11 protein-coding genes are annotated in these 12,852 nt (G+C 66.6%); 3 read left to right on the top strand and 8 right to left on the bottom strand.

What is annotated here, in order from left to right; genetic code table 11:
• Positions 1 to 887, top strand: an 887-nt coding sequence (locus Q0627_RS14670; protein ID WP_298810984.1) for an ATP-binding domain-containing protein, incomplete at its 5' end; no start/stop codon positions are given.
• A 13-nt stretch (positions 888 to 900) separates the two neighbouring features.
• Here Q0627_RS14670 and solA read toward each other — a convergent pair.
• The 6 genes from solA to Q0627_RS14640 form a co-directional block, all read right to left on the bottom strand.
• Positions 901 to 2,022 carry an N-methyl-L-tryptophan oxidase gene (solA, locus tag Q0627_RS14665; protein WP_291015200.1) on the bottom strand — a complete coding sequence of 374 codons (1,122 nt, stop codon included), beginning with the start codon at positions 2,020 to 2,022 and terminating at the stop codon, positions 901 to 903.
• A gap of 39 nt (positions 2,023 to 2,061) precedes the next feature.
• Positions 2,062 to 3,195 (bottom strand): tyramine oxidase subunit B, encoded by a 1,134-nt coding sequence (locus Q0627_RS14660; protein ID WP_291015198.1) that lies wholly within the window; start codon positions 3,193 to 3,195, stop codon positions 2,062 to 2,064.
• A gap of 18 nt (positions 3,196 to 3,213) precedes the next feature.
• Positions 3,214 to 4,377 (bottom strand): M20 family metallopeptidase, encoded by a 1,164-nt coding sequence (locus Q0627_RS14655; protein WP_291015196.1) that lies wholly within the window; start codon positions 4,375 to 4,377, stop codon positions 3,214 to 3,216.
• Positions 4,378 to 4,379: 2 nt separating this feature from the next.
• Positions 4,380 to 5,054: a DUF1028 domain-containing protein gene (locus Q0627_RS14650; RefSeq protein ID WP_291015194.1), complete on the bottom strand. Its 675-nt coding sequence runs from the start codon at positions 5,052 to 5,054 to the stop codon at positions 4,380 to 4,382.
• Positions 5,051 to 5,485: a RidA family protein gene (locus Q0627_RS14645; protein ID WP_298810978.1), complete on the bottom strand. Its 435-nt coding sequence runs from the start codon at positions 5,483 to 5,485 to the stop codon at positions 5,051 to 5,053. The genes Q0627_RS14650 and Q0627_RS14645 overlap by 4 nt, the downstream gene beginning before the upstream one ends.
• 73 nt (positions 5,486 to 5,558) lie before the next feature.
• Entirely contained in the window at positions 5,559 to 6,965 is a 1,407-nt protein-coding gene (locus Q0627_RS14640; RefSeq protein WP_291015190.1) for a cytosine permease, read from the bottom strand.
• Between the two features lie 259 nt (positions 6,966 to 7,224).
• Here Q0627_RS14640 and Q0627_RS14635 point away from each other — a divergent pair, with 259 nt between their 5' ends.
• A complete protein-coding gene (locus Q0627_RS14635; protein WP_291015188.1) occupies positions 7,225 to 8,718 on the top strand; it encodes an aldehyde dehydrogenase family protein in 1,494 nt (497 codons plus the stop codon).
• Positions 8,719 to 8,784: 66 nt separating this feature from the next.
• Here the strand turns inward: Q0627_RS14635 and Q0627_RS14630 are convergent, their stop codons facing one another.
• Entirely contained in the window at positions 8,785 to 10,032 is a 1,248-nt protein-coding gene (locus Q0627_RS14630) for an NAD(P)/FAD-dependent oxidoreductase (RefSeq protein ID WP_291015186.1), read from the bottom strand.
• A 190-nt stretch (positions 10,033 to 10,222) separates the two neighbouring features.
• Here Q0627_RS14630 and Q0627_RS14625 point away from each other — a divergent pair, with 190 nt between their 5' ends.
• Positions 10,223 to 11,173 carry a LysR family transcriptional regulator gene (locus tag Q0627_RS14625; RefSeq protein ID WP_291015184.1) on the top strand — a complete coding sequence of 317 codons (951 nt, stop codon included), beginning with the start codon at positions 10,223 to 10,225 and terminating at the stop codon, positions 11,171 to 11,173.
• Here the strand turns inward: Q0627_RS14625 and Q0627_RS14620 are convergent.
• On the bottom strand, positions 11,167 to 12,822 hold the full coding sequence (locus Q0627_RS14620) for an amidohydrolase (RefSeq protein ID WP_291015182.1): 1,656 nt from the start codon (positions 12,820 to 12,822) through the stop codon (positions 11,167 to 11,169). The two genes, Q0627_RS14625 and Q0627_RS14620, sit on opposite strands and share 7 nt — an antisense overlap.
• Positions 12,823 to 12,852: the final 30 nt, after the last annotated feature.

Raw genomic sequence — 12,852 nt, 5'->3', positions numbered from 1 at the left:
CGGACCCCGACGCGGTGGTCGATGACACGGACCCCGACGCGGTGGTCGATGACACGGACCTGTCCCGGATCAGCGCGGGCGTGATCACTCTCCGCCGCGGCCACCGCAACAGTCCCGGCATCGCCGCGCTGGCCACGGCCATCAACGACGGTGACGCGGACCGGGTCGCCGATCTCGTCCAGTCGGGTCTGCCGGGTGTCGCGCTCGTCGACCCGACACGTCCGGACCCGGTGCAGGAGGCCGTGACCACCTGGGGCCGTGACCTCCTCGTCGCCGCGGATCAGGGTGACGAGGTCACAGCGCTGGCCGCACTCAACCGGCACCGCGTGCTGTGCGCGCACCGGGAGGGCCGGTGGGGTGTGCAGGGCTGGACCGACCAGATCACCGACTGGATCGCCGGCGGCCACACATACCTTCCGCTGACACCGGCGACGGCGATGTCGCGTCCGGGCCGTCCGATCCTGGTGACCGTCAACGACAAGGAGACCGACACCTCCAACGGCGACTGCGGCGTGGTGATCCGGGATGTGCGCGCGACACCGGGACCGGGTGACCTGACATCGGGTGCGGAGTTGCCGCTGACCGTCGCGTTCGCGCGCGGAGATTCAGGTGTGCATCGGGTGCATCCGGCGCGTCTGTCGGATGTGGTGCCCGCCTACGCAATGACGATCCACCGCAGCCAGGGCAGCCAGTACGGGGCCGTGACGGTGGTGCTTCCGCCGGTCGGTTCGGAACTGCTCACCCGAGAGCTGCTGTACACCGCCATCACCCGCGCCCAGGAGCAGGTGTGGATCGTCGGCACCCTCGACGTCCTCAAGGCAGCGGTCAACCGGCGTGTCGCCCGGGCCAGTGGTCTGCGTTCGCGTATCCGCCAGGTCAGTCAGTGAGCCGGGTCGCGGTCTACCGGGAGCGCTCGGCGAGTGCGAACTCCGGATCGTAGAGATCGTTGCGCTGCCCGGTCACCAGGTCGGCGGCCAGTTCACCGTAGAACGGCGCGAACTTGAAGCCCCGGCCCGAGAACGCCGTCAGGAGCACCATCCCCGAGTCCTCGTCGAGGTCGATGATGGGGAAATCGCCTGGTGCACAAAGATCGTGGTGCATCGAATGACGCACCGGCTCGGGATTGAGATCGGGCAGATACCGGGCCGCCCACCGCCCGATCTTGCACAGCTCCGGACGGTCGAACTCCGGGATCTCGTCGGGATCACCGATGGCTGCCCACTGCGGATCGCTGGCGACCTTGACGCTGTACGAGTCGTGGGTGGGTGTGCCGTACAGGTGCACCCCGTCGGAATCGCGGATGAACACCGGGAACCGGTCGGAGGTGAACATCTCCGGATGATGCGGCATGAACCACGTCAGCGCGAACGGCAGCACATGCAGGTAGCCCTGCAGGTCAGGGCGCAACCGCATGGTCCATGAGCCGGTGGCGACGACCACCTTCTCGCAGGTGATCGGTCCGCCGGAGGTATGCAGTCGCAGCCGGCCGCCCTCCTCGTCGAAGTCGAGCACCTCGGTGTTGGTGGCCACTTGTGCGCCATGGGTTTTGGCGGCCTGCACCGCGGCGAACACGGAGGCCTCGGGGTAGAGGCTGCCCGCCCGCAGATCGAGGACGGCGGCGTCGGTGTCCTCGACACGATGCTGCGGATACCGGGCCCGCAGGGCGTCGGCGTCGAGTAACGCGTACGGCAGCCCGTACTGCTGGGCGCACGCGAGCGAGTTGGCGAGCGAACCGGATCCGGCGGGACCGATCTGCAGCGCGCCGCATTCGTCGTACAGGTGACGGCCGGTTTCGGCCTCCAATTCAAACCACAGCTCGCGGGCCCGTTGCAGCATCGGTACATAGCGGGGGCCTTCGTGCACGGTGGAGCGGAACAGCCGCGAATCGCCGGCATAGGAGCCGCGTGCGTGCCCGATGCCGAACTGTTCGACACCGAGCACCTTCACTCCGCGTTTGGCCAACTGCCACAATGCCATCGAGCCTGCGGTACCGAGCCCGACCACCACGACCTGGGCGTCCATGTATTCCTTTCGTTACGAGTGGGGGACCGGCCGGACAGGTCAGGCCATCGCCGGTGACTGCCAGAGGTTCAGCGGGGTTCCGATACCCTTGGCGCGCGCGGTGCGGTAGAGAGTGGTTCCCCACGCGACGTCCTCGACCGGCAGGCCACCGATCCCGAAGATGACGATCTCGTCGTCGTTGCGCCGCCCGATCTGCGCGCCGGCCGCAACCGCACCCAGATCGACGAGCTCGTCGCGGGTCATCTTTCCGTCGTGGATCATGTCGGTGAACTTACAGCCGATGATCGGGACCAGGTTGTGCGTCGGATAGCCCTCCTCGGCGGCCCACGCGTCGAAGACGCCGATGTTATCGACGACCTTGCGCACGTCGGGGGCCTGCAGGCCTTCGTCGATCTCCAGTCCGGCGGGCATCGACAGCATCGCGCCCGGCTTGACCCATTCACGTTTGATCAGCGGATAGGTCGAAGGATCGTCGGGAACGGTGGTGGTGCAGAAGGTGATCAGGTCGCTGTCGCGGACCGCTTCCTCGAACGTGTCGACCTCGGTGATCGTGGTGATCCGGGGATGGTTCTGGCGTACCCAGGCGATGAACTTGTTCATGCTGGCCCGGCCCCGGCCCTTGACCTTCACGGTGTCGATGTTCGGGCAGGTCGCCAGGAACGCCTCCAGCGTGGTCCGGGCCATCACGCCCGGTCCGGCAACGCCGACGGTCCTGGCGTCGGGACGGGCCAGCAGACGGGCACCCACGCCGGGGACGGCGCCGGTCCGGTAGGCCGAGAGCAGGTTGGCCGACATCAGCGCAAGCGGTGCTCCGGTGTCGACGTCCGAGAGCATGAACATGAGAATCGAACGGGGCAGGCCTCTTTCGCGGTTCGCGACGTTCGAGCCGTACCACTTGACGCCGAAGGTGCCGAACGAACCGCCGAGGTAGGCGGGCATCGCCATGAGCCGTCGGTCGGGTGTGTTGAGCGGCATCGTCGGGAAGGGCGGCGGATCGGGGAATGTGATCATCGCGCCGTGCGAGTCACTGTTGGGGCCGGCCATCCGGTAGTCACCGGCGTAAAGCAGCTTGAACATCTCGTGCATGGTGTCCACGCACGCGGCCATGTCGGTGACCCCGGCGGCGATCATGTCGGGTTCGGACAGATAGATGAAATCGATTGCGGTGTCCATGATGTGCTCCTCGTGGTGTCAGCTGAGCAGGCGGTCGCGGATACCGGTGGTGACCGCGGCGTCGATGAGGGTGCCGGCCAGCGCGATCGCGCCCTGCCCGATCGCTTGTTCGGCGGCAGGAGTGAGCGTGGCGGCGGCGAACTCGGGTTGATGATTCACCGCGGGCAGTGAATCGATACCGATGTACGGATGGATCGCGGGCAGGGTCTGCGACACATTGCCCATGTCTGTCGACGCCCGCGCCATCGTCGCGTCGGCGCCCGACCCGAACGTGCGGCCGACCGCCGTCGCACGCCGCTCATAGCAGGCGAGCAGTTCGTCGTCGGTGCGGAACTCGGCGTACGGCTTGGATTCGGGGGTCACGGTGAGCCGCGCACCGGTGGCCAGGGCACCGGCCTCGAAACACCGCATCACCCGTGGTTCGACCTCGGCGAGTTCGGTGAGCGTTTCGGCCCGGACGTACCAGCGGCCCTCGGTGCGTTCGGCGATCGAGTTGGGCGCCTCACCGCCGCGGGTGAGCAGCCCGTGCACCCGCACCGACGACGGCAACTGCTGACGCAGCAACCCGATGGCCACCTGGGCGAGGGTGAAGGCGTCGGCGGCATTGATACCCCGATCGGGGTAGGCCGCAGCATGCGCGGACTTGCCCTGATATTCGATATGGCTGTGCGACACCGCGAACGGCCTGGCCCGGGCGACGTCGACAGGGCCAGGATGGACCATCGCCGCCGCGTGCAGGCCGTCGAATCCGCCGCGTTCGAGCATCTCGATCTTGCCGCCGCCACCCTCCTCGGCCGGGGTGCCCAGCACGTGCAGGGTGATGCCCAGGTCGTCGGCCAGGGGGGCGAGTGCGGTGGCCGCTCCCACAGTGATCGCCGAGATCAGGTTGTGCCCGCACGCGTGCCCGAGGCCGGGCAGCGCGTCGTATTCGGCGCACAATCCGAGATGCAGCTCACCCGATCCGACGGTGGCGGAGAAGGCGGTCGGCAGGTCGCAGTAGCCGCCGGTGACGGTGAACCCGGCGTCGGCGAGTTGATCGGCGACGCGCCTCGCCGACCGTTCCTCCTCCCAGGCGATCTCCGGGTGGTCGAACAGGTCGCGGGACAGTCCCACGAGTGCGCGATGGGCCCCGGTCACCGTGGTGGTGACCGCCGTGTCGAATTCGATGGTGTTGTCCGGCATGGCTATTCGTCTCCCGGGACACCGTAGGACGGCGCGCTCGTCGGGTCGACGCCACGCACCCGGTAATCGTTCTTCTGTGGTTTCCACACGTCCCACAGCGCGGCCAGGTCATCGAGCGGGGTGTCGCTGTGGTCGACGCGCAGGTCGGTGACCGGCCACGGAACGTCCTCCACCACAAGCATTCCCGCCGAATGCAGGGGACCGGCCTCGCCGCCGGCGGCCAACGCGGCCCGGAAACCGTCGAGCAGGCGTTCCTCCATAGCCGCAGCGGTGCTTGCCGCATACCCGCCGAGCAGCTCGGCGATCACCCGTTCGTCGGCGAGGAGATTGCCCGCGGCCACCGCGTTCTCACCCTCCAGGTGCGTGTTGATGCCGAGGCTGTTGGCTCCCGAGTGGACCGCCGTCGCGCCCGCGGCGTCGACGACGGTCACCTGGCGGTACTCGCCGAACTTCTCGTCGGCCAGGACCTGAGCCAGCGCGGTGGGGGCGTCCGCGCCCGCTGCGAGGGCGTCGAGAACCGAGGGCCCCAGCGCCGGGTTGGTGACGTTCTGGGTGGCCACCACGCCGACTCCGGCGCGGGCGTGGGCGCAGCGGGAGGCCACCGCCGGACTCGATGAACTGATGATGATCCCGAACGCGCCGGTCTCCTCGTCGCGAACCACCAGGGAGAATGTCACGGTGCCGTCGCCTCCGGTGTGCTGAGTACTGCCGTCGCGTCGATCTCGACGAGCCACTCGGGACGGGCCAGCGCCTCCACGACCAGCCCCGTCGACACCGGGTACACCCCTTTGAGCCAGCGGCCCATGATCCGGTAAACGGTCTCGCGATAGCGGATGTCGGTGAGGTACACAGTCACCTTGACGATGTCGGCGAGCGAACTGCCGGCCTCGTCGAGCAGCATCGCGATATTGCTCATCGCCTTCTCGGTCTGCACCGCCACATCGCCGATACCGACCGATTCGCGGGTGTCGAGGTCCTGGCCGATCTGGCCGCGCAGGTACACCACACCACCGGCGACGACGGCCTGGCACAGGTCGTTGTCGAGGTTCTGCTCGGGGTAGGTGTCCTTGGTGTTGAACGGCCGGATGCGGCGGTGGGTGCCAGGCATGTACGTGAATCCTTGTCTGCCCGTGTGGGGCTCGCGGAGGGTGATTGAGACGGTAGGCCCGATCGGGGCCGGGTCAGGCGAGTTCGGGAACCGGATCACCGATGTTCTGGAACTTCGAGCGCATGAGCACGTAGTAGAGCGGGCAGATCACGGCCAGACCCACCAGCCAGGAGATGTCGACACCGTCGATGGCCTCGGCCGCGAACCCGGTGAAGATCGTCGTCGACAGGAACGGGATCTGGATGGCGATGCCGAGGAAGTAGCACGCGATCGCGATCCAGTTGAAGGTGCCGTACACGCCACCGTCGCGCTCGAACAGCGACGGGATGTCGTACTCGCCGTGCCGCAGGACGTAGTAGTCGACGAGGTTGACCGCCGTCCACGGGATCAGCACGCACAGCAGCAGGGCCAGGAAGTTGGCGTAATTGGCCAGGAAGTCGTCGGCGCTGAACAGTGCCGGGATCATCGCGATGCCGAACAGGATGACCGCGGTGATCGCGCGGCTGACGGCGCCGGCCTGCCATCCCGGGAAGATGTTCTGGCCGATGGTGATGGTCGAGAGCGACCCGCAGTACAGGTCCATCGAGTTGGTTGCTGCGACACCGACGGCGAAGACGATGAAGACGCCGGTGGTGACACCCTGGGTCAGGGTGCCCATGCCATCGAGGGTGTCCGAGTTGGGCAGGGCGGCGCCGACTAGTGCGCCGAGCAGCATGGGCAGGGTCGAGCCCAGCACGCAGCCGGCGTAGGTGGCCCAGAACGCGGCGCGCACCCCGGTGTCCTTGGGCATATATCGGGTGTAGTCGGAAACGTAAGGGGCATAGGCGATTTGCCACAGAGCTGCCACCGAGACCGTGGCCATGAAGCCGGCGACACTGAATCCGTCGGAATGGAAGGTGTGCTCGGGCAGTCCGTTCACCCACACCATCCAGATGAAGGCCACGATCAGCGCCCCGCCCGCGACGACCGACAGGAAGGCGGCCAGACCGTGGATCAGCTTGTAGCCGACCATCGTGGCGACGACGCTGACACAACCGATGAGGAAGGTCGACAGGTTGACTGGCATGCCGCTGACCTTGGCGAGCGCCTTACCGCCGAGGACGGCGTTGGAGGCGAAGAAGCCGAGGTACATGAAGACCACGAGAACGACGACGAGAAGGCTTCCGTAGGAACCAAATTGGGCGCGCGTCTGCAACATCTGCGGCACGCCCATCTGCGGCCCCTGCGCGGCGTGCAGAGCCATCACGACCCCGCCGACGATATTGCCGACGAGGACGGCGATCACACCTGCCCACAGCGGCAGACCGAACACCGTTGTCGACAGCGCACCGGTGATGATGGTGAGCAGCATGATGTTCGAGCCGAACCACACGGTGAACAGGTCGCGGCCCTTGCCGTGCCGCTCGTCCTCCGGAATGTGATCGATGGTGCGCTTCTCGACTTGCGGAGGGGCGGAGGTAGCCGGGGTGGGTGTGCTCATGTGCGTGGGCTTTCGTTCGGTGAGACGTGACCGCCGCAACATCGAGGCGATGAAAACGAGTTTGACCGATGGGCAAAGAAAGATAAATCAGAAATATTGGTTCCACTGCATCAATTCTGTTGATGCCTTGATTACGGGTCTGTACCCAGACAAAACGGACAGATGAATCTAGAAAAGTGATGCACTGAATCCAGAAGATCACGCCAGATTTTCGTACCGGTTTGCCCACTCCGGCCCGATATCCAGTCACGATAGGAGGATGACCGATTCCACAGAACTCACCGTCGACGACTGGCGCTCCCGCGCCGCGCAGGTGTCGTTACCCACCGGGTCCTACATCGGGGGCGAGTGGCTGCCCGCGGCGTCCGGACAGACCTTCACCGTCGTCAATCCCGCCACCGGTGACCCGCTCACGGAGGTCGCCGCCGGCGACGCCGAGGACATCGACACCGCCGTCGCCGCAGCTGCCTCGGCGTTCGGCGCCTGGTCAGGCCTGTCGGCGACCACCCGCGGGCAACTGCTGTGCCGGTTCGCCGACCTGATCGCCGAACACACCGAAGAACTCGCACTACTGGTCACACTGGAAATGGGCAAACCGATCTCCGACGCGATGAGTGTTGAAGTGGCCGGTGCCGCGGCGGTGTTCCGGTACTACGGCGAGGTCATCGACAAGATCCCCGGCGAACTGCCACCGACCGCCGACGGCAGCGTCGCGATGGTACGGCGGGTTCCACTCGGTGTGGTGGGCGCCGTCGTGCCGTGGAACTTCCCGCTCGATATCGCGGCGTGGAAGGTGGCCCCCGCGCTGGCAGCCGGCAACACCGTGGTGCTCAAACCCGCGGAGGAATCACCGCTTTCGGTGTTGCGGATGGCCGAACTCGCCGTCGAGGCCGGGTTGCCGCCGGGTGTGTTCAATGTGGTTCCCGGCCTCGGTGCCACCGCGGGCAAGGCACTCGGTCTGCACCCGGACGTCGCGTGCCTGACCTTCACCGGATCGACCGCGGTGGGCAAGATGTTCCTGAGCTACAGCGGCGAATCCAACATGAAGCAGGTCTGGCTCGAATGCGGCGGCAAGAGCCCCAACCTCGTCTTCGCCGACTGTGCCGATCTTGACAAGGCCGCCGAGATGGCGTGTTTCGGAATCTTCGGCAACTCCGGTGAGGTCTGCTCGGCCAATAGTCGGCTGCTGGTCCAGCGGGAGATCGCCGACACCTTCGTCGCGAAGGTCGTCGAGCAGGCGGCCCACTACTATCCGGGTGATCCGCTCGATCCCGACACCACGGCCGGTCCCATCGTGTCCGGCAAACAACTCGAACAGATCCTGAGCTATGCCGCAGTCGGGGCCGGAGAGGGACAAATCGCACTGGGCGGCAACAGGATCGGGGACGCCGGGTATTTCATGGAGCCCACCGTGGTCACGGGGCTGGCCACCGATTCGGCTGTGGTGACCGAGGAGATCTTCGGTCCCGTCCTGGCTGTTGTCGTCTTCGACACCGAGGACGAGGCGATCGCGCTGGCCAACGACACCCCCTACGGTCTGGCAGCCTCGGTTTGGACATCGAACCTCGATCGCGCACTGCGGGTTTCGGATGCGCTGCATGCGGGAACGGTGTCGGTCAACACCGTCGACGCTCTCTCGATGGGCACACCGTTCGGCGGATTCGGCGCATCGGGATTCGGTCCGGACCTGTCGGTGCACGCGATCGACAAGTTCACCGGACTCAAGACCACCTGGATCGCCAAGGGCGACTGACCTCGAACGGGACCGCGACGAAGAACCGCCCCTGGTGACCAGGGGCGGTTCTTCGTGAACAGCGGATCAGGCCGGTTCGTAGGCGGCGTAGGCGCGCTGGATGGTGATCTGGTCGGCGAGGTACTTGGCGTCGTGCCACACGCCCCAGATGAAACTCGATCCGCGCCGGGACAGCCACGGCAGCCCGAGGAAGTAGACGCCCGGTTCCGACGACACACCGCGCTGATGACTGGGCCGTCCGGCCTCGTCGAAGGCGTCGACCTGCAGCCAGTCGTAGTCGTTGCCGAAGCCGACCGCCCAGATGATCGAGGTGATGCCCGCAGCGGCCAGATCGAGTTCGCGAATCGGGTTGCTGACGCAGTCCGGATCCGGTCCGATGTCCCGCGCGGATGGCTCCTCGGGCAGGTCGAGACCGTTGCGTTCGATGTAGTCGTCGGCCGCGTCGAGCATGCCGAGGTAGTTGGCGTCACCGTCGTCGATGTTCGCCTTCAGGTCGGCCCCGAAACGCATGATGCCGCCATCGAATTCGTCGGCGCGCCCGACGAGGGTGACGCCCTCGGCCGCCAGTTGCCGGAAGTCGACGGTGTGGCCGCCGTGGGCGCCGCTGACCGCGATGGTGACGTGTTCGGCACCGGCGGGCGGGGTGGCCGCGTCCCAGAGCCCGAGAACCCCGAGCCACCAGCAGAAGTCGCGGTCGCGGTAGCTGCGCGGCGGACGGTCGTGCGGACCGACGGCCAGGTAGACCTGTTTGCCGGTGCGGTTCAGTTCGTCGGCGATCTGCACACCGGACGATCCGGCGCCGATGACCAGCACCGCACCGTCGGGCAGTTGCCCGGGATTGCGGTAATCACTGGAGTGGATCTGCGTGATGCCGGCCGACTCGGGTACCAGCGTGGGAATGATCGGCTTCTGGAAGGCGCCGGTGGCCGAGACGATGAACCGGGCGTCGATGGTGCCGCCGGAGGTCTCGACGTGGAATCCGGTCCGGCCCTCGTTCTTGCGGACCTTGGTGACCTCGACGCCGGTGCGGATCGGTGCGCCGACCTTCTCGGCGTGCGCGGCGAGGTAGTCGGCCACCTCTTCTTTGCCGGCGAATGCATCAGGCGCGCAGTCGAAGTCGGATCCGGGGAAGCGATCATGCCAGGCGGGGCCGTTGGCGACGAGGGAATCCCAGCGCCATGACCGCCAGCGCTCGGCGACCCGGTCCCGTTCGAGAACCAGGTGCTCGATGCCCTGCTTGCCGAGATGTTCGCTCATCGCAATACCGGCCTGTCCGGCACCGATGACGAGCACCTCGACTGTTTCGTCGCTCACCACAACCTCCACCGCACTTGTTCGTGTTTGACCGTCTTCCATGATCCGGACATGCAAAGCATCTGTAAAGAAGATAGAATCTATATTCTAGATTGATAAATCAGATGAACCAATGCGTGAAGTCGCTACCGACTTTGTTACTCGTCGGTACGTTGTTCGATGGTATTCGCGCACCCGATCAAGGAGGTTGATGACCATGTCGGCCAAGGAGCCCTCCTTCACTCTGGTGCAGCTCCGGTACTTCGCCGCGGCCGCCGATCTCGGCAGCATGACCGCAGCCTCGAAAGTCCTCATGGTCTCGCAGTCCGCGGTGTCGACGGCGATCGCGCAGCTCGAAAAGGAACTCGGCGTGCAGTTGCTCATTCGCCAGCACGCGCGCGGACTGGAACTGACCCCCGCCGGCCGCAACTTCCGGCAGGAACTGCGCAGTTTCCTGGCGCACTCTGTGGAACTGGCCGACTCGGCCGCACGGCTCGGCAACTCCCTGATCGGGGATCTGACGGTCGGCTGCTTCTCGACGATCGCACCGTTCGGGCTCCCGACACTGCTGTCGGCGTACGAACAGCGCTTTCCGCAGGTGCGGGTGGACGTCATCGAGAGCGAACACGAGAACCTGACGCGCCTGCTGCGTGACGGCCGATGCGAGCTGGCGCTGATGTACGGCTTCGACCGCCACGACGGCATCACCTACCAACCGCTGACGATGAGCAGGCCGTATGTGATCGTCTCCGTCGACCACCCGATCGCGCGAGCCGGCCGCCGTGACGCCACGCTCAGTGAGTTCGCCACCGACCCGATGGTGCTGCTCGATCTGCCGCACAGCCGTGACTACTTTCTGTCACTGCCCAGGCGGGCCGGGTTCACCCCGCAGATACGTTTCCGCAGTACCGGTTATGAAACGGTGCGCTCACTCGTCGCCCACGGTTTCGGCTTTTCCATCCTCAACCAGCGGCCGGCCCACGACCTGACCTACGACGGGCGCCGCGTAGCCGCACTCGAACTGACCGACAGCGCGCCTGCGCTGGAGCTGGTGATCGCCCATCTGACGGGGGTGCGCCTGACCAATCGTGCGTCGGCGTTCAAGGAACTGTGCAAACGTCACTTCACGGCCGCCGAACGTACGGACGACACCGCTCACTGACGGGCGAAAACGATCTCACCGCCTGCCATGGTCGTCTGCACGGACAGTTCGCCGATGTCGTCGGCGGTGGTGATGTCGGCGTCGAGCACGATCAGGTCGGCGTCCTTGCCCACTTCGATGGTGCCGGTGCGGTCTGCGCAGTGGGTGACGCGGGCAGCGCCGGCGGTGTAGGCGTCCAGCGCGGTGCGCAACGAGATGGCCTCGTCGGCAAGCAGGGGAACGGTGCGGGCGTCCGGGCCGATCGCGTGCGGATCGGCCCGCGATCCGGTCCGGTGGACGGCGGTGTGGATGGCCCACAGCGGATTGGGGTCGGTGACCGGCCAATCACTGCCCATCGCGATCCGGGCCCCGGCGCGGACCAGTGAACCGAACGGAAAGTGCCGGGCGTCGCGGTCCGGGCCGAGCAGGGGCAGCTTGCGTTCGACGATCTCGATGTCCCGCCGGGCCCACAGGGCCTGAATGTTGGCCGTGACACCGAGCGCGGCGAATCGGGGGATATCCTGCGGGTCGACCACGTCCAGGTGGGCGATCTGATGGTTGGCGGTGGTATCGCCGCGGGCAGCAACCGCGGCGGCCAGTCCGTCGAGGCATTCGCGGACCGCGCGATCACCCACCGCATGCATGTGAACGTCGAAGTCGTTGCGCGCCAATAGTGCACACACCGTGGCGAGTTCCTCGGGGTCGATGAACGACAGGCCCCGCGGGTGTACGCCCTCGGGAGTGTTGCAGTACGGCTCCAGCATGGCGGCGGTGCAGTTCTCGCAGATCCCGTCCTGCATCACCTTCACGGTGTCGATGTGCAAGCGCGGACCGCGAGCGGCTGCGCGCCGTTCGAGGATGGTGTCGATCTGTGCCGGACCCTCCTCCGCGGTCCACCAGAGTGCGCCACACACATGTGCCACGAGCTCGCCGGCGGCGTCGGCGGCGAGATAGGTGTCGAGCGTGTCGGTCAGACCGAAGGCCGGGATGCCCACCCCCGCGTCCTGCCAGCCGGTGATGCCCACCGACAGCAGCCGCTGCTGCGCCAGGAGCAGCGCGTCGCGCAGCCTGCCGGGTCCGTACGCGGGGATGAGGGCGTTGACGGCATCGAAGGCGCGTTCGAACAGCACCCCGGTCGGTTCACCCGCGCTGTCGCGCTCGATCCGGCCGCCCTCGGGATCGGTTGTGTGGGAATCGATCCCGGCGCGCCGCAGGGCCTCGGAGTTGGCCCACACCCCGTGGCCGTCGTGGCTGGACAGAATCACCGGCCGATCGGCGACCACCGAATCAAGATCGTCCTTGGTGGGTAGTCCACCGGGGAAGGCGTCCCCGTACCATCCGCTGCCGCTCACCACCGGCTCGTCCGGGTGGGTGCGGGCATACTCGGCGACCGCGTCCAGGTATCCCCGGCGATCGTGGGGGAGTTCGGACAGGTCGCACCGCAGTGCGGCCAGACCCCCGGCCACCGGATGAACGTGCGCGTCGATGAACCCGGGCAGCAGGCTTGCACCGCGCAGGTCGTGAACCTGCGTTCCCGGTCCGAGGAGATCGGTGTCGACGCCGACACCGACCGCGGTGATACTCCGGCCCGTGACCGCTACCGTATCGGCGAATGTTGCCGTTGACGGCTGCCAGAGAGAAGCATTGGTGAAGACGTGATCGGCGGGCATATCAACCCCTGATGATCGGTGGTAACTGAT

This window comes from uncultured Gordonia sp. (genome assembly GCF_937858515.1).
Classification (GTDB): Bacteria; Actinomycetota; Actinomycetes; order Mycobacteriales; family Mycobacteriaceae; genus Gordonia.
Note: the sequence above shows the minus strand (reverse complement) of the source record. Positions and strands in the feature narration are given on the sequence as shown.

Coding starts and splice junctions, on each gene's coding strand:
- solA (WP_291015200.1), bottom strand. CDS start 2,022: ATGGACGCCCAGGTCGTGGTGGTCGGGCTCGGTACCGCAGGCTCGATG.
- Q0627_RS14660 (WP_291015198.1), bottom strand. CDS start 3,195: ATGGACACCGCAATCGATTTCATCTATCTGTCCGAACCCGACATGATC.
- Q0627_RS14655 (WP_291015196.1), bottom strand. CDS start 4,377: ATGCCGGACAACACCATCGAATTCGACACGGCGGTCACCACCACGGTG.
- Q0627_RS14645 (WP_298810978.1), bottom strand. CDS start 5,485: ATGCCTGGCACCCACCGCCGCATCCGGCCGTTCAACACCAAGGACACC.
- Q0627_RS14640 (WP_291015190.1), bottom strand. CDS start 6,965: ATGAGCACACCCACCCCGGCTACCTCCGCCCCTCCGCAAGTCGAGAAG.
- Q0627_RS14635 (WP_291015188.1), top strand. CDS start 7,225: ATGACCGATTCCACAGAACTCACCGTCGACGACTGGCGCTCCCGCGCC.
- Q0627_RS14625 (WP_291015184.1), top strand. CDS start 10,223: ATGACCATGTCGGCCAAGGAGCCCTCCTTCACTCTGGTGCAGCTCCGG.
- Q0627_RS14620 (WP_291015182.1), bottom strand. CDS start 12,822: ATGCCCGCCGATCACGTCTTCACCAATGCTTCTCTCTGGCAGCCGTCA.